Raw genomic sequence first — 15,409 nt, forward strand, 5'->3', positions numbered from 1 at the left:
CAGGTAGGAGCCTGTTCGCTATGACGGAACACAGCGAAGAAGTGCTCGACAGCCCGACCGACTGGGTGGCCGACCACATCCGCCGATACGTGGAGACGGACGGCCGGGACGGCCACATGTACCAGGAATGGCCGACGCTGCTGCTCAGCACCCGCGGCCGGAAGTCCGGCAAGTTGCGCCGGACGGCCTTGATCTACGGGCAGGACGGTGACCGTTACCTGCTGGTGGCCTCCAACGGCGGGTCCGACAGCCATCCGGCGTGGTATCTCAACCTGGTCGCCGATCCCGAGGTGACGGTGCAGGTGCTCGCGGACGTTTTCACCGCCCGAGCCCGTACGGTCACCGGTGCCGAGAGGCCGTCGCTGTGGCGGATCATGGCGTCGGTGTTCCCGCTCTATGACGATTACCAGAGCAAGGCCGAGCGAGAGATCCCCTTGGTGATCCTGGAGCGCTGAGCATCGACCCCCTCGCGGAGGCTTACGCCGGTCTGGCCAGCCGGGCGAAGGACAGGACGACGACGGTCGACAGGAGCCAGCCCAGCATGCTGGCCAGGTTCAGCAGCGTAGAAGTAAGGGTGCCCGCTGAGCTGCGCGTCTCGGCGTACCAGGTGGCGCGCTGGCCCAGCGAGAGGAGCGGGATGACAGTGTCCACCGTGTAGAAGACGGGGTCGAAGCAGCGTACCTGGCCGTCGCCGCATGGCCCGGGCCGGGCGGCGAGCCGGGCCGGCGTCGCGGTGCCGTCCGTCGCCGCCGCCGTCCCGTTCACGGTGACCAGGCGGCCGTCGACCGCGTACACGTTGCCGCGGGGGTCGGTGGCGCGCAGCGTCTGCTGGACCGCGGGAGTCAGCATCATGACGCCGACCAGGGCGAGCAGGGCGCCCAATAACCACAAGGTACGCCCCGGACGGTAGCCGTAGCCGACGGTGACCCCGTACAGAAGATCCCGTACGTCGCGAAGCCGGCGGCGCGGTGAGCGACCGCCCGGTGGCCGCTCCTGCCTGGCCCGCTTGCGCTGCTCGATGAGCAGGCGCTCGGCCTCGGCGGGATGGCCGTGCTGGCGGAACACCCTGGCCGCCTGCTCGTACGGTCCCGCGTCGAACGGCACCATGGCGCGCAGCCAGTCGCGACGCGTCCGCCAGTCCCAGGGGCCGTCGAACCGGTCGTACACGAATCCGGCGATCGCCGAACGCCGCGGCCACCTGGCCGGGTCGTCGGCGAGCACGGTGGTGACCGCGCCCGTCAGATCCACCGATGCCGGGACGTCCTTCCAGCGCAGGTGCATGCCGCCGCGGACCGTCGCCGACACCGCCTCGATCCCCTCGGTGAAGGTGCCGTCCGCGCAGTCGAGCCGCCCTTCCACGACGCACCGGTTCAACGACACGCGGCCGTGGGCGGTGAACCCGCCGGTGAGCTGTATGGACCCTCTGACCACCACCCGCTGGAGCGAGAGCGCCTCGCCATCGGGGTTGTGCAGCCGGGCTCCGTGGGCGTCGATGAGGTCGCCGACGGTCGCCGAGCGGAACCGCAGCCTGCCACCCGTGGTCTCCACGTCCCGCAGATCCACCGCGCTGTCGACGACCACGCCCCCCGCTGAGATGAGCGAGCCGTTCTCTGGCCCGCTCCACCGGGTTCCCCGGAGGATGAGGGATCCCTTGATGTGGGCCCCAGACAGCTTCAGCATGCCCTGGACCGCCACTCCCTCTTCGAAGACGAGATTCGACCGCAGCTCGGCATTCGTCAGATCGAGGGCGCGCCCGCCGGCGACGGCGAACTCGCACCCCTTACGGATCTGGATGGTGCTGAAGGACCCCATGGACAGATCCACGCCGCCGCCGAACCGGCACTCGCCTTCGACGCTGAGATCTCCGCCCACGAAAAGGCCCGGACCGTTGATCGCGGTCCCGCCGCCGCGCAGGCTGGAGTAGCCCGCACCTGTGACCGTTTCGCCGGGTTCGAAGTCGGCGTTGCGGATGAGGAACTTACCGGCGACCTTGGCGTTGCGCATGGTGAGGCGGCCGCCGATCAGCGGACGGCGGCCCGTCTGGTCGTCGATGAGGAAGACGCTGCCGCCGATCTGGGCATCACCCAGATCCAGGGCCAGCCCGCGATCCGGCCGGGTCAGCCGGGCGCCGGTCAGGTCCAGCGAGCCCGCCAGCTCGATGCCGAGGAGCCGCATCCCGCCGCGCGCCTCGAACCCGTGCAACAACCGGATCGTCCCGCCGACCCGCATCCGGTCCGCCTGTACGGCCCGCATGTCGGCGTCGATGACAGTGTCCAAGCAGATCAGACGGCCGCCGATCTCCGACTCGCACAACCACACCGCCGCACTGCAGGAGGTGCTGGCCGAGGTCCACAGGCCGCCGCTGATCCGCGACCTCGACAGGTCCACATCGCGCCGCACCCGCAGCCCGTTGGCGAGAATGCCGGGCACCCTGCAGCCGTCCAGCACCAGCAGATGCAGTTCGGCGCCGTCCAGGGCGAGCGGACGGTCGAACACGCAGTTCACGAAGCGCAGCGGAAAGGGCACCTGCATGCCGCTCAGGTCGAGGTCACCGGCGATCCTCGCCCCCTCGATGGCCAACCCACGCGGGTCGATGTCCGCGCTGCCCCGCCGGCACAGCTCACGTAGCAGGCGGCTCTGGACGACGAACTCCTCGCCGTCCTGCGCGCGAAGGACCTGACCGGTGGCACAGGCCCGGAATAAGGCTGCCTCATCAAGCATGTGATGAGCCTATTGAGCTTCTTCAAAGGCCCGGTCCAAACGGCCGATGCGTCTGTTGCGGTGATTGCTGCCTTCGTCGCTTGGACTTCGCTGCCCCGGCCGGGCTGAACCGTCCCGTGATTCGTGTGGGCATCTGTCACTGGGATTCTCAGGGCCAGGACAGGGTGTTATATGCATCGCATACTGGGGCGATGGAGTCCTGGGAGTTCGGTCGGACGGTGCGTCGCTGGCGTGACCGGGTGGAGCCGGAAGTGGTAGGGCTGCCGACGAGCAGCCGGCGCCGCGCAACCGGCCTGCGGCGAGAGGAACTGGCTGGGCTCTCCGGCATCTCGACTGACTACCTGACCCGGCTCGAGCAGGGACGGGCGACGTCCCCCTCCCCTCAGGTGGTCGAGGCGTTGGCCCAGGCACTGAGGCTCTCCGACACCGACCGCGCACTCCTCTTCGAGCTCGCCGGCCATCGAACTCCTGGTCGAGGTGTCGTGCCGGCGCGGCTCACCGCCAGCGTGCAGCGCCTCCTCGACCGGCTGGCGGACACTCCGGTGGCCGTCTACGACGCGACCTGGACTCTCCTGGCCGCCAACGCCCCTTACGACGCGCTCATGGGCCTGACGACGGGGTGGCACGGCGTTGAGCGCAACGCGCTCTGGCGCAACTTCGTCGGTCCCGGCAATCGAGTCGTTCACTCGCCGCGGGAAGAGGCGGAGCTCCTGGCGGGACAGGTGGCCGACCTACGTCGCACGGCCGCACGGTACCCGGCAGACCGTCAACTACGCGCGCTGATTCAGCAGCTCATCGCCCACAGCCCACACTTCGCCGAACTCTGGGAGCGTGATGATCCTGGGCCGGACCAGGAGCCGTCCAAGCGCAAGCTGGTCGACCACCCTGCGGTCGGACCGATCAACCTCGACTGCGATGTCCTCTTCGTCGCCACCGATGACGTGAGACTCATGGTCTATACCGCCGAGCCCGGCACCGAGGATGCCGAGCGCCTGGCTCTCGCCGTCGTCCTGGGCAACCAGCAGTTGGTCGAGTAGATACGACGGCGGCCCAGGCCGGCTGATGCTGGCTCTGGCAGTCCTACGAAAACCGGACGACTGGTTGGCCCGAGGCGACTGCCCAAGGCTTGTGGGATGATTCAAGAGAACCCGCACAGCACGTCGCCCGACCGGGCGTGGATCATCACTGGGCCGACGTCTGGCATCGGCCGGCGTACCGCTTTGGAGATGGCCGATTACGGCACTGTCGTGCTCGTCGGCCGAGACCGGGGGCGGCTCGGCGGGGTCGAACGGGAGATTTCTGCGATGGGCGGCCGGGCAGCCTCGGTCGTCGCTGACTTCTCCGACATCGCGAGCGTACGGCGCGCGGCCTCGGAAATCGTCGCCCTCGGCCTGCCGATCGCCGGCTTGCTCAACAACGCCGGCATCATGCCGCTTGAGACCCGTACAACGTCGCACGGTTGGGACCTGACGTACACCACCAACCACCTCGGCCCCTTCGCGTTCACCGAGGCGCTGCTCCCTCATCTGCCGGACGGCACCCACGTGGTGTTCGTATGTTCCGCCGTCGAGGACCCCGAGCGTCGGCCCGCCGTCGTTGCCGGCTTCCGTGGCAGTCGCTACATCTCCGCCGAGGCCAGCGCTCGTGGCGAGTGGGAACCGGGCGGGGCGTCGCGACCCGGTCTGGATGCCTACGCGACCTCGAAGCAAGGCAACCTCGCCACGGTCCTGACGTTCGCACGTGAGACCCCCCGGCTGCGCTTCAGCGCGGTCGAGCCAGGCTTCAGCCCTGGCAGCGGCCTCGGACGGGACGCGGGCACCGTGGCTGTGTTCGTGTCGAGGTACGTCCTGTCGCCGATCGCCCCCCTCGTCAAGTACTGGAGTACCCCGAAGCGAGCCGCTCGGATGATCACTCGAGTCCTCACCGACGCCACGGCTGTCACCGGCGTCTATTACGACGAGAACGGCAAGCCGATGGTCGGCTCAGTTCAGGTGAACGACCCTCAGTTCAGCGACCGGGTCGTCGCCGAGACGCGTGCTCTGCTCGCCACCGTCCCGACCGCCGAGTGACACTGGAAGCGCTCGTGTGCCAGCACCTGACCGTTGCCCGGGTAACTACACCCCGGATTGTGATGAGCCTGCAAAGCGCCCGTATAGAGGTTCGAGATCGCGCAGGAATCGGACTTCGGTTATTTCGCTGTCCATCCACTCCGGCCCACGGGGCGGGGAGCTCGAGGGGCGGCAGCCCCTCGACGGGGTTTGGGGCGCAGCCCCAATAGACACAGTCTGAGCCCTGAAGGCGCGAAGCGCCTCCCATCGGCGAAGGCGATGCAGTTTGGGGTCAGCTGTCGGGGAAAGCCAGGTTGCGGACCCGGCGGACGGCGCGTTTGAGTACCGTGCGGTCCTGGGCCCTGGACAGGCGGACCGCCTCGCGGCGCCACGACTCGGCCTTCTCGCGCCACCGTTCCGCGTCCCTGCGGCCCTTGCCCGCCTCCCTGCGGAGCTGGGCGAGTTCGGCCTGCATGAGGGCGGTGCGTTTGCGCAGGCGGGTGAGCTCCTTCTCGTACTGGGCCGTGACGCGGTCCAGCTCCGGGACGGGGCGGCGGCGTGGCGGGTAGATCGGGGGGCGGCGGGTGAAGCCCCAGGTGTCGCCGTCCACCCATTCCAGGCCGAAGACCTCGTCCAGGATGGTGTCCAGGTGCTCGCCGGGGCGGGCCACCAGGGTGGCGCGGGCGAGGGCGGCGGTGCGTTCGAGTCTGGCCACGGTGACGCCCTGGTCGGTTTCGTCGAGGGCGACGCAGAGGGCGCCGCCGTCGTGCTCTTCCAGGTGGCCGACCAGGCGTTCAAGGGTGTCGCGAGCCGGGACCCAGCCGGGCGGGATGAGGAGGCGGAACGGTGACACGACACCGGAAAGGTCCGAGGCCAGCCGTACCCGGGGGTCGTGTTCGAAGGTGGCGTGGATGAGGCGGAGGTCTAGGTCGGGGTCGCGGAGCGGGGAGCGGCGGTCGTCGCCCAGCGCCGACCAGGGGCCGGTGATGGTGATCGCGACGTCCGGCACCGAGCCGGCCAGCAGGGCGTCGACCGTCGCGCGGACGTCCTCGTAGCCCGCCGCGGGGACGACTGCGTCCACGTACGGGACGAGCCACTGCCGGCCCGGGTCCGTGCGCAGGTAGCGCCGGTACGGTACGCGGTCCGCCACGTAAGGGTCGTTGTACCGCTTCAACGACAGGAAATCACGCATGGCCGTCGGCAGCCCGATGTGCCACGCGCGCGAGTCCGGGTCCGGTACGTACACCGCGCCCGCCTGCGTGAGCCGGTAGCCGAGCTCCGTGTCCTCCGCCAGCACCAGGGAGGTGTCCAGGCCGCCGATCGAGCGCAGCAGCGAGGCGGGGTAGGAGGCGGTGGCGCCCACGTGGATGCGGGTGGCCAGGGAGTTGGGGGCGGTGCGCAGGCCGTCGTGGTCGAGGATGATCTTCTCGGCCCAGTCGTGGCGGTGCGGGGAGAGGGGGAACAGCTTGTCCTCGTGCCCGTCCTCCAGCGCCTGGCGCACCTCGCCGGGGGTGGGCAGCACGTCGCCGGCGGTGAAGTCGATCCAGCCCAGCACGACCAGGTACGGCGCCAGGTGGTGCCAGCGGAGCTGGGCCTCGACGTGGTGGCGATGGGGCACCATGTCGGCGTCCAGCACGAAGACGATCTCGCCCGTGGCGGCGTCGACGCCGGTCTGGACGGCCCAGGCCCGGCCCCAGCCGCCGGGCGGGCTGGTGATGAGGCGGGTACGCGCCGGGACGAGCTCGGGCAGGCGCACCGGCACCGCGCTGCCGTCGTCCACGACGATGACGTCCATGAGCTCGGCCGGGTAGCTCTGCGCCGACAGCGCGGCCAGCGTGAGGTCGAGGGTCTCCTGGCGGTCGTGGGCCGGGATGACGACCGTGACGGTCAGCTCGGGTGTCCACTGGCCGAGGAGGGGCGGGGTGAGCACCCCGTAGTCGTTGCGGCGGATGCGAGGGACTGGCGAGCCACCCGAGGCCCCGGCCCCATCCGGCCGGGGCATGTGCCCGCCGGCAGCGGTAGGAGGAGTCACGGTAGTTCCATGAGGGTGCTGGGGTGGAAGCCGCGCCACTGGTTCCTGTTGCGCTGCAGGAACGTGCCGATCGGCTCTTGCCAGGTGTGGTTGGCGGCGGGGCCGCGGCGCAGGATGTAGCCGAGCCCGTGCGTACGGTAGATCTGCCCGCCGGCCGCCTGCAGCGCCTCCTGGAACTGGGTGTCGACCGACCGGCGCAGCGGCCGGAAACCGCCCACCGCCTGGAACGCCGAGCGCTCCACCAGGATCGTGCCGCCCGCGACGAAGCTGGTGATCTGCTCGGTGATCTGCCTGCGGTGCACGGTGACGTCGATCGACGACAGGTAGACGAACTCCGGCACGGTGCCCACCACCTGGGCCCCCGAGTAGGAGTGCGCGAGCAGCAGGTCGGTCAGGAAGTCGGGGCCGTACCAGTCGTCGTCGTCCATCTTCAGCAGGAACGAGCCCGAGGCCCGCGCCGCCGCGTCATTGAGCACCTCGCCGAACACCGCCTGGTGGTCTGCCTCCAGGACGGTCAGCGGGCCGTCGAAGGCGGCGATGGCCGCGGCCACGTCCGGATGGCCCTGGGGCACGCCGTGCAGGGCGAGGATCACTTCGAGCTGGGCGCCGCGCTGCCGGGCGACCTGGTCGAGCGCGAACCCGACCATGTCGGTGCGGCGGGTGGCCAGCAGTACCGAGGTCAGCGGGGGAGCGGGGGCGGGGGCGCCGAGCTGCTCCCAGCGGGCCGCGACGCCATGGGTGCGCAGCGCCTCGCGGCGTAGCCGGATGCTGTGCTCCTCGCGGCGGAGCTCGTCGGAGAGGTCGGGGTCGGCCGTCAGCAGCCGGGCGAGCTCGTCGCCGAGTGCGCCCGCCCAGCGCGGCACCGTGTCCGCGATCAGCGGCACGCCGGCCGCGGCCAGGCCCGTGAGCACGCGGACGGCGGCGAGGGGGCCGCTGTGGGCGTGATGCCAGTCGATCTCCACGCCGCGCAGCTGCCTGAGCCTGCCCACGTCGGCGTCCGTGACACCGCCCGACTCGGCGAACGCCGTCACCACCTTCCCGTCGAGCACGACCGACCAGCGGCCGTCGCGCTCCACCAGGGACGCCAGGCCGCGTGACGGGGTGGTGACGAAGCCCTGCGGGTTCACCAGCCGCTCGTCGACCGGCGGGATCATGGACGGCTGACCGAGCACGTCGGGGTCGGCCAGGGACAGCCCGGCGCCGCCGGGACGGCCGAGCTGCTCCCAGCTCGCGGACCGTGCGGTCGGCCGCTCGATCGGCGTCTGCGACCCGGACCAGCCGGCCACGGCCGTGTCGCCCGTGCCCTCCTCGGATCCGGCAGCTGATCCGGAAGCCGTTCCGGAAGCTGTTTCGGAGGCGGCGCGTGTGCCCGAAGCGGCGAGTGTTCCGGAAGCGTCGACAGTGCGGAGCACGACGTCGCTGCCCGGCGCGCCGACCCGTTCCGGCACCGGCCCGGTCACCTCGGCGGGTGTCGCGTTCGGATCACCGGGGCGCCAGGCCGCCGCGCCGACGCCCGCGATCGCCGCCGCCGGTGCCGTGATGACGTCGAGCCGGTGCCCGGCGAACGCCCGGGCCGTCGCGGTCACCGTACGGCCGGCGGGCGTGGGCGCCGAGAACCGCGCGTCCACCACCCACACCCGGTCCTTCGGCCGGTAGACCCGCAGATCCGTGAGCGAGCGCCAGCGGTGCGCGGGCGTCGGGGTGGGCACGGGGGCCGGGTGGGAGGCGGGCGTGTCGAGCACGGCCACGACCACCCGCCGGGCCTCCGGCAGCAGCTTGTGCAGTGTGGCGGCCCGGCGCAGGTCTGCGGGGGTACGGGCGAGCACGAGCACCTCGTGCACCCGTTCCGTGTCCGCCGACGGCTCCAGCAGGTCCCGGTCCAGGTCCACGGCGGTGATGTCGTGCTCGACCCCGGCGAGGAAGACCCGTGCCTCGGGCATCTCGGCCAGCAGCTCGCGGATCATCCGGCGCTCCGCAGGTGCCTGATGAGCGAGGTCAGCGGTCCGGTGGCGGTGGTGTCGGGGGCGGGATCGGCCGACAGCCGGTCCACCTCGGCCGACAGCCGGTCGATCTCGGCCCGCAGCTCCTTCACCTCGGCCTGCCGCTTGCCGGCCAGCGCCCGCCACTTGGCGGGGTCTCCGGCCAGCGGCTCGGCCTGGTCCTCCGTGGCGAAGCCGTACTCGGCCCCGCTCACCCAGACCGACCCGAACATCTCGTCCACCAGGTCGTCGGTCTCCCCGTGGAACAGGGCCGCGCGGGAGAAGGCCGCGGTGCGCTCCAGCCTGGCGGTCACGACCCCGGTCTCGGCCTCGGCGAGCGCGGCGCAGACGAGTCCCAGCGTGTCCTGCTCCGCCAGCCGTACGAGCCGGGACAGCGTGTCGGCGCCCAGCACCCAGCCGGACGGGAGCGTCAGCAGGAACGGGGCGGGGGCGGCCGAGTCGGGGGCGGCCGTCACGAACGTGACGCGCGGCTCGTTCCGGTAGAGATTGTGGATGAGGCGCAGGTCGAGCAGCGGGTCGTCGAGGCTGTCGCGGCGCTCGTCGGTCAGCTTGTCCCAGGGGCCGACGATCGCCACGGCCGTGTCGGTGATCGTGCCGGCCAGCGCGGAGTCCACGCCGGCGCGCGTCTCCTCGTAGCCGGTCGCCGCCACGACGATCTGGACGTACGGCACGAGCCAGCGGCGTCGCGGATGGCCGCGCAGCCAGCGCAGATCGGGGATCAGATCGCCGAGGAACGACCAGTTGTGCCGGTGTACGTCCTTCTCGCGGCGCATCACGGTGGACTGCCCGACGTGCCAGGCACGCGCCTGCTCGTCGGGGATGAACACCGCCCCGGCCTGGGCCAGCCGGTAGCCCAGCTCGGTGTCCTCGGCCATGTTCAGGGTGCGGTCGACGCCGCCCGCGTCGCGCAGCAGGTCGGCGCGTACCGAGGAGGAGGCGCCGGTGTGCAGCAGGTACGCGCTCGAACCCGCGTCCTTGAGCATCCTGGTCGACTCCAGGGTCACGCGGGTGTACTCGGTCCGGGTGCCCTCCTCGCCCAGCGCCGCCACGAACCGGGTGTCGCCGATCACCACGGCGTGGTCGATGAGGTGGTGCCAGCGCATGTGCGCTTCCAGGTGGTCCGGAGCCAGGACCATGTCCGCGTCGAGCCAGTGGATCACGTCGCCGGTGGCGGCGAGCCGGCCGGTCTCCCGGGCCGCGCCGCGTCCCCAGCCTTCGCTCACCCGGACGACCCGGACTCCGGGCAGGTCGATGGGCGGCTGGCTGCCGTCGTCGGCGACGACGACCTCGACCAGTCGGGCCGGATAGGTCTGCTCGGCCAGCGCGGCCACGGTCCGGGCGAGGGCCGGCGCGCAGTTGTAGGCGGGGATCACCACGGAAACGGTCAGCGCGGGCTGCCAGGCGCCGATGGCCGGCGGCTCCAGAGTTCCCCAGTCGTTGTGCCTGATCCGCGTCATACCGGGTCCTTGGCCAGCGCGCGGACCTCCTCGCGCAGCTCCTCCACCTCTCGCGCCCGCGTCATGGCGTTGACCCGGTCCTCGCCCAGCGAGGCCAGGATCGCGCCGAGGTCCTCTTCGCGCCGCGTGGCCGACTGCTCGATGGCCTCGGTCAGGCGGTCCAGCCGCGTCTCGATCCGCTTGAGCGCGGTGGCGGTCTTGGCCAGCTCGGCCTCGTGCTTCTTGGCTCGCAGGTCGATGCGCTGGGCCTTGCCGTCGAGGCGTCGTACGGTCAGCACGAGCACGGCGAGCCCGGCCAGCGTGACGGCGAACGCCCCCGAGGCGGCGGCGGCGCCGAGCGTGAGCAGATCGGTGAGGACGAGCAGCACGAGCACGGCGACGGCCAGAACTCCGAGGATTGCGGCGGTCGCTGCCAGTCGGCGGGGCGAGAACATCCGCGCATACCTTTCGTAGTCATGACGTATCAGGTGGCAATGGGATATTGACACCTTAATAAACATTCGCCACTACCGTGCCATAGCTTCCTGGACAAAAACTGGGAGGATCCTGCTAGTTCAGCTCACATCGCCGTCCTCACCGGCATCCACATCTAAGGTGAACTCAACATCTCAGATGGTGTCAGACCGGCGTAAGGTAGGCGCCGACTGAGTCCTCGTCGGTCAAGGAGCACCATGTCCGTCACCCCCTGCGGCTTCGCGCGTACGCCGGAGAAGGGGCTCGCCCGCCTGCATTGGAGTGAGGGCCGCCCCGCCGCGCTGCCCGGGGCCTTCACCGGGTGGGCCGTCGACGGCCATGAGCCCGACGTGCCGTCGCTGCGCCCGCTGCGTGGCCTGGAGATCGAGTGGCCCGATCACGAGGTGCCGCTCGCCGGGCTGGTCCGGCTGGCGGCGGCGGGCGTGCCGCTGACCGCCGACGACGCCCCCGCGTGGGTCCCCGCGGAGCTGGCGGCGCTGCTCACCGACCGCGACTGGCTCGCTCACACCGGGACCGGCCCGAGGTCGCTGGCCGACTTACGCCGCGAGGAGCACAGCGTCCGGCTGCGCCGCCTGACCCACCGCCTGCCGCCCTCGCGTACGCCCCGGATCAGCGTGGTCATGTCCACCAGGCGCCCGGCGCTGGTCGCCGGGGCGCTCGCGCAGATGGCCCGGCAGCGCGACACCGACATCGAGGTGCTGCTGGGCCTGCACGGTGTCCCCTTCGAGCAGGTACGGCAGGCGGTCGAGAGCTGCCCCCTACCCGTGACCTGGGTCGAGGCCCCGGCCACGACGCCCTTCGGCGAGGTGCTGAACGAGGCCGCGGCCCTGGCGGCCGGCGACTACGTGGCCAAGTGGGACGACGACGACTGGTACGGCCCCGACCACCTCGCCGACCTGATCATGGCGGCGTCCTATTCGGGGGCCGACATCGTCGGCACGACGGCCGAATTCTTTTACCTGGAGCCGTTGCACGCCACGATCAGGCGCACCACGTTCGCCAGTGGCGCCGCTTATCCGAGCGAGGTCTCCAGCGATCATGTGGCAGGTGGCACGATTCTCGCCTCCAGAACGATATTTCAGGACTTAGGCGGATTTCCGGCCCAGCCGCGGGCGGTGGACCGGGACTTCCTCAAGGCCGCCCAGGCGGCCGGGGCGAGCATCTACCGCACCCACGGCCTCGGCTACGTGCTCCGGCGCACGCTGAGCGACCAGCACACCTGGCAACTCCCGCTCGCCCACTTCCTGAAGGTCGCCACGAACCAGTGGCGCGGCTTCCGCCCGAGCCTGCTGCTGGAAGCGGCATGAGCGCTGAGCCTGTTCCTGGGAGTGGCACGAGTGCCAAGTCTGCTTCTGGAAGCGGCACGAGGGTTCGCGGCAACGATTACCGGATGCTCGAACCGCCGGAGACCTACACGCCCAGGCTGCGGGTCAGCGTGGTCGTGCCCGCGTACGGCGGCCAGGACAAGCTCGACCTGGCGCTGGCCGGGCTCGCCCGGCAGACCTACCCCGCCGGGCTGATCGAGGTCATCGTCGTCGACAACGGCAGCTCCCCGCCCCTGCGGCTGCCGGCCGAACGCCCAGAAGGCACCCGGCTGATCGTCTGCCACGAGCCGGGCCGGGCCGCCGCGCGCAACGCCGGGCTCGCCGAGGCCACCGGCGACGTGATCCACTGGCTCGACTCCGACGTCGTGCTCACTCCCGGCTCGATCGAGGCGCACATGCGCTGGCACCATGCCGCGCCCTATCTGGCCGTGACCAGCTACATCAGGTTCACCGAGGCGCCGATTCCCGCCGAGCTGCCCGACGACCTGGAGAAGGCCTTCGAGCCGGCCGAGCCGCACGCCTGGATCATCGACCTCATCGAGCGGACGAACGGCCTCACCGACAACACTCAGCGCCCCTTCAGCCTGCACGTCGGCGGCGCGACCTCGGTCAACGCCCGGCTGGTCGCCGCCGCCGGGACGATGGACGACGAGCTGATCCTCGGTCAGGACACGGAGATGGGTTACCGGCTCTACCAGGCCGGGGCCGTGTTCGTACCGGAGCCCAAGGCCCGCGCCTACCATCTCGGGCCGACCATGCGGATGCGTGACCAGCGGCCCATCGACCGCGTGAGCTACGCGTTCGTCGCCGACCGCATCCCCGCCTACCGGTGGCTCCGCTCGCACCCCTCCCGCCAGTGGAAGGTCCCGTACGTCGCCATCGTCGTCGACGGCACCGCCGGCTACGACCAGGTACGCGCCACGGTCGACGCCCTGCTGGCGGGCACCCTGCTGGACCTGTCCATCGTCGTGGTCGGTCCCTGGGACTCCCTCGGGCGCGAGCGCCGGGCCCCGCTGAAGGACCCCGACCTCGACCTGATGCTGGTCCACGGCCACTATCTGCACGAGGGCCGGGTACGGCTCGCGGTCTCCGGCGAGGTCGACCCGGGCGTGCCGTACGTGCTGCGGCTGCCCGCCGACTGGGTGCCGGGGGAGGACAGCGTGGCCAGGCTGCTCGACCTGGCCCGCGCCGAAGGGCTGGGGCTGGTGAACGTGCTGCTCCACGAGTCCAAGGACGGCGTCGTGGCCGCCCGCCTGGAGCGCGCCTCCTCCTTCGCCCGTGCGCGGATCGTCGTACGCCCGGGCGAGGAGCTCGACGACGCGGTGGACGACGTGGCGGGCGTCGCGTGGGTGGAGGGCGAGACGTACGGGTTCGCCGAGGAGGCGGCGGAGCTGCTCGGCCGCCGCAGCGCCTACCGGGCCAGGCTCAAGGCGGAGGCCGACGCGGCGCGGCTGGCCAAGGAGGCCGAACGGCTGCGCGCGCAGGTGACCAAGTGGCGCGACGAGGCGGGGCGCTGGCGCAAGAGCGCGGTCGAGCTGCGGCGCGACGTCAGCACGCTGCGCCGTCAGCTGGCCGCCGCCAACCGCGCCCAGCAGAGCATGCGGGTCCTGCTGGCCACCACGGTCAAGCGCGCTCTGGGCAAGAGGCTGCGCGGCTAGCGTCCTGGGCGAGCGGCTGCGCGGCGAGCCGGGCGGGCGAGCCGCTCCCCGCTTGGCTGGGACTCCTGGCTCAGCTGGGCCGGAGCGCCGACTTGAGACGGCCCAGGAGGGTCCGTTCCTCGGTGGCGGGAACCGTGACGATCGGCGGTAGCGGCGCGGCGGGCTTCTGAGGCGCCGCCTTCTGGGCCGTGGTCTTCTCGCCTGCGGGTTTCGGTTGCGGGGCCGGGGGCCAGTAGCGGTCTGGGTCCTCGTGCCGTACGCCGTGCGTGGTCTGGATGATCTCGTCGAGATCGTCGCCCGGGGCGGCGAGCAGCAGGGCGCGGCCCAGGGCGGAGGTGCGTTCGAGGCGGGCCGTGCGGCCGTCGGGCAGGTCCACGACGAGCACGCCCGTCAGGTCCTTCTGCACCGTCTCGATCATCCGCTCCAGCGTCACCTTGTGCAGCGCCACCTCGACCGGTCCCCGGTAGCGGAACGGCGCGGGCGCCGGCGTCGGGGCCGCCTCGTCGATCAGCCGGATCCGGTCGTCGTGGGCGAACAGGTCGCGCATCAGCCGCATCTCGAAGAGCGGGTCACTGAGCACGGCCCGCCGCCCGTCGTGCAGCCGCGCCCACGGACCCACCAGCGTCACCACGACGTCCTGAAGCCTGCCGTCGAGCGCCGCCGCAACCGCCTGCCGTACGACCGCTTCCGAGGTGTCCGTGACGTCCAGGACGATCTCGACGTACGGCACGAGCCAGCGGCGGCCCTGGTCCTTGCGCAGGTCGCGGCGGAGCGGAATCCGGTGCGCCAGGTACGGCTCGACGGCTCGCACGGCGCGGTCCCGGTCACGGTGCTGAGCGGGCAGCCCGAGATGTACGGCCTGTGCTTCCATGTCCGGGATGAACACGACACCGTGCATGGCCAGCCGGTAGGCGAACTCGGTATCCTCTCCGCGCACGACGGTCGGGTCGAGGCCGCCCACGGCGTGGAAGACCTCCCGGGGAAGGGCGAAGGTCGGCCCTGTGCACACGTGGTAGGGATTGCGGCTCTTGCGGAGCCTGTCGGTCTTGGCGATCGTCGCCTCGGTGGAGCTCGACACGCCGGACGCCAGGTCGAACACGTCCCCCAGGTGTCCCGCCCGGAAGACCTGCTCGGCGGTGAGCGTCGGCACCTGGACGAAGCGCTTCATCCCGATCGTGACGAGATAGTCGGTCACGTGGTGCCAGCGGGCCAGGGCCTCGATGTGCTCGCGGCAGGCCACCATGTCGGCGTCGAGGCGCTGGATGATCTCGCCGTCGGCGGCCTTGGCGCCGGTGTTGACGGCGTTCGAGATGCCCCAGCCGGTCGTCACCGGGACGATCCGGGTGTTGACCGGCCGCAGTTCCGGCAGCCGGATCGGCGGCTCGCTGCCGTCGTCCACGACCAGGACCTCCATGAGATGGTCCGGGTACGTCTGAGCGGCCAGCGCGGCCAGCGTCAGCTCCAGATGGGGCCCGCCGTGCGCGGGTATCACCACGCTCACGGACAGGGCCGGTGACCAGGTGCCGAGCTCCGGCGGCGACAGCGGAGAATAGTCGTTCTGCGTCATGGCAGGACGCGCGTTCATGGTGGTGACCCCCCTGCCCGGGGACCTTACCGGGAGATGCTGAGAATTTCCTGAATTATGGGTTGTTGCAGCCACTGCTCGGCGGCCCGGGACTCGACTCCGTGAACAC

Annotated in this window: 11 protein-coding genes; 5 read left to right on the forward strand and 6 right to left on the reverse strand. The window is 71.2% G+C overall.

Going from position 1 to position 15,409, the window contains the following annotated elements:
- Positions 1–20 precede the first annotated feature (20 nt).
- Complete coding sequence (locus tag LDL49_RS08235) at positions 21–455, forward strand: nitroreductase family deazaflavin-dependent oxidoreductase (RefSeq protein WP_225290339.1); 435 nt, start codon at positions 21–23, stop codon at positions 453–455.
- Between the two features lie 22 nt (positions 456–477).
- Here the strand turns inward: LDL49_RS08235 and LDL49_RS08240 are convergent, their stop codons facing one another.
- On the reverse strand, positions 478–2,721 hold the full coding sequence (locus LDL49_RS08240) for a hypothetical protein (protein ID WP_225290340.1): 2,244 nt from the start codon (positions 2,719–2,721) through the stop codon (positions 478–480).
- A gap of 191 nt (positions 2,722–2,912) precedes the next feature.
- Here LDL49_RS08240 and LDL49_RS08245 point away from each other — a divergent pair, with 191 nt between their 5' ends.
- A complete protein-coding gene (locus tag LDL49_RS08245; RefSeq protein ID WP_225290341.1) occupies positions 2,913–3,758 on the forward strand; it encodes a helix-turn-helix transcriptional regulator in 846 nt (281 codons plus the stop codon).
- 96 nt (positions 3,759–3,854) lie between these two features.
- On the forward strand, positions 3,855–4,790 hold the full coding sequence (locus LDL49_RS08250) for an SDR family NAD(P)-dependent oxidoreductase (RefSeq protein WP_225290342.1): 936 nt from the start codon (positions 3,855–3,857) through the stop codon (positions 4,788–4,790).
- 271 nt (positions 4,791–5,061) lie between these two features.
- On the opposite strand, the gene LDL49_RS08255 is transcribed toward LDL49_RS08250, so the two are convergent.
- Genes LDL49_RS08255 through LDL49_RS08270 form a run of 4 tightly spaced genes read right to left on the reverse strand, consistent with a single transcriptional unit; the run spans position 5,062 to position 10,692 of the window.
- Positions 5,062–6,801, reverse strand: coding sequence for a glycosyltransferase family 2 protein (locus tag LDL49_RS08255; protein WP_225290343.1), 1,740 nt, complete (start codon positions 6,799–6,801; stop codon positions 5,062–5,064).
- The gene (locus LDL49_RS08260; protein WP_225290344.1) at positions 6,798–8,765 is read right to left on the reverse strand and encodes a glycosyltransferase; all 1,968 of its coding nucleotides are present in this window, start codon (positions 8,763–8,765) and stop codon (positions 6,798–6,800) included. The genes LDL49_RS08255 and LDL49_RS08260 overlap by 4 nt, the downstream gene beginning before the upstream one ends.
- A complete protein-coding gene (locus LDL49_RS08265) occupies positions 8,762–10,258 on the reverse strand; it encodes a glycosyltransferase family 2 protein (RefSeq protein ID WP_225290345.1) in 1,497 nt (498 codons plus the stop codon). Before LDL49_RS08265 ends, LDL49_RS08260 begins: the two co-directional genes overlap by 4 nt.
- Positions 10,255–10,692 (reverse strand): hypothetical protein, encoded by a 438-nt coding sequence (locus LDL49_RS08270; protein WP_225290346.1) that lies wholly within the window; start codon positions 10,690–10,692, stop codon positions 10,255–10,257. Before LDL49_RS08270 ends, LDL49_RS08265 begins: the two co-directional genes overlap by 4 nt.
- Positions 10,693–10,929: 237 nt before the next feature.
- Between LDL49_RS08270 and LDL49_RS08275 the strand changes: the two genes are divergently transcribed.
- Both LDL49_RS08275 and LDL49_RS08280 read left to right on the forward strand, forming a co-directional pair.
- Complete coding sequence (locus tag LDL49_RS08275) at positions 10,930–12,039, forward strand: glycosyltransferase family 2 protein (protein WP_225290347.1); 1,110 nt, start codon at positions 10,930–10,932, stop codon at positions 12,037–12,039.
- Between the two features lie 83 nt (positions 12,040–12,122).
- Entirely contained in the window at positions 12,123–13,715 is a 1,593-nt protein-coding gene (locus LDL49_RS08280) for a glycosyltransferase family 2 protein (RefSeq protein WP_225290348.1), read from the forward strand.
- A gap of 70 nt (positions 13,716–13,785) precedes the next feature.
- Here LDL49_RS08280 and LDL49_RS08285 read toward each other — a convergent pair whose 3' ends face one another.
- Entirely contained in the window at positions 13,786–15,300 is a 1,515-nt protein-coding gene (locus LDL49_RS08285; RefSeq protein ID WP_225290349.1) for a glycosyltransferase family 2 protein, read from the reverse strand.
- Positions 15,301–15,409 lie beyond the last annotated feature (109 nt).

It is taken from the genome of Nonomuraea aurantiaca (assembly GCF_020215705.1).
GTDB lineage: Bacteria > Actinomycetota > Actinomycetes > Streptosporangiales > Streptosporangiaceae > Nonomuraea > Nonomuraea aurantiaca.

What these genes read in the sequence shown, in the direction of transcription:
- LDL49_RS08260 (WP_225290344.1), bottom strand. Translation starts at nt 8,765, where the DNA reads ATGATCCGCGAGCTGCTGGCCGAGATGCCCGAGGCACGGGTCTTCCTC.
- LDL49_RS08250 (WP_225290342.1), top strand. Translation starts at nt 3,855, where the DNA reads ATGATTCAAGAGAACCCGCACAGCACGTCGCCCGACCGGGCGTGGATC.
- LDL49_RS08280 (WP_225290348.1), top strand. Translation starts at nt 12,123, where the DNA reads ATGCTCGAACCGCCGGAGACCTACACGCCCAGGCTGCGGGTCAGCGTG.
- LDL49_RS08235 (WP_225290339.1), top strand. Translation starts at nt 21, where the DNA reads ATGACGGAACACAGCGAAGAAGTGCTCGACAGCCCGACCGACTGGGTG.
- LDL49_RS08270 (WP_225290346.1), bottom strand. Translation starts at nt 10,692, where the DNA reads ATGTTCTCGCCCCGCCGACTGGCAGCGACCGCCGCAATCCTCGGAGTT.
- LDL49_RS08265 (WP_225290345.1), bottom strand. Translation starts at nt 10,258, where the DNA reads ATGACGCGGATCAGGCACAACGACTGGGGAACTCTGGAGCCGCCGGCC.
- LDL49_RS08240 (WP_225290340.1), bottom strand. Translation starts at nt 2,721, where the DNA reads ATGCTTGATGAGGCAGCCTTATTCCGGGCCTGTGCCACCGGTCAGGTC.
- LDL49_RS08245 (WP_225290341.1), top strand. Translation starts at nt 2,913, where the DNA reads ATGGAGTCCTGGGAGTTCGGTCGGACGGTGCGTCGCTGGCGTGACCGG.
- LDL49_RS08275 (WP_225290347.1), top strand. Translation starts at nt 10,930, where the DNA reads ATGTCCGTCACCCCCTGCGGCTTCGCGCGTACGCCGGAGAAGGGGCTC.
- LDL49_RS08285 (WP_225290349.1), bottom strand. Translation starts at nt 15,300, where the DNA reads ATGAACGCGCGTCCTGCCATGACGCAGAACGACTATTCTCCGCTGTCG.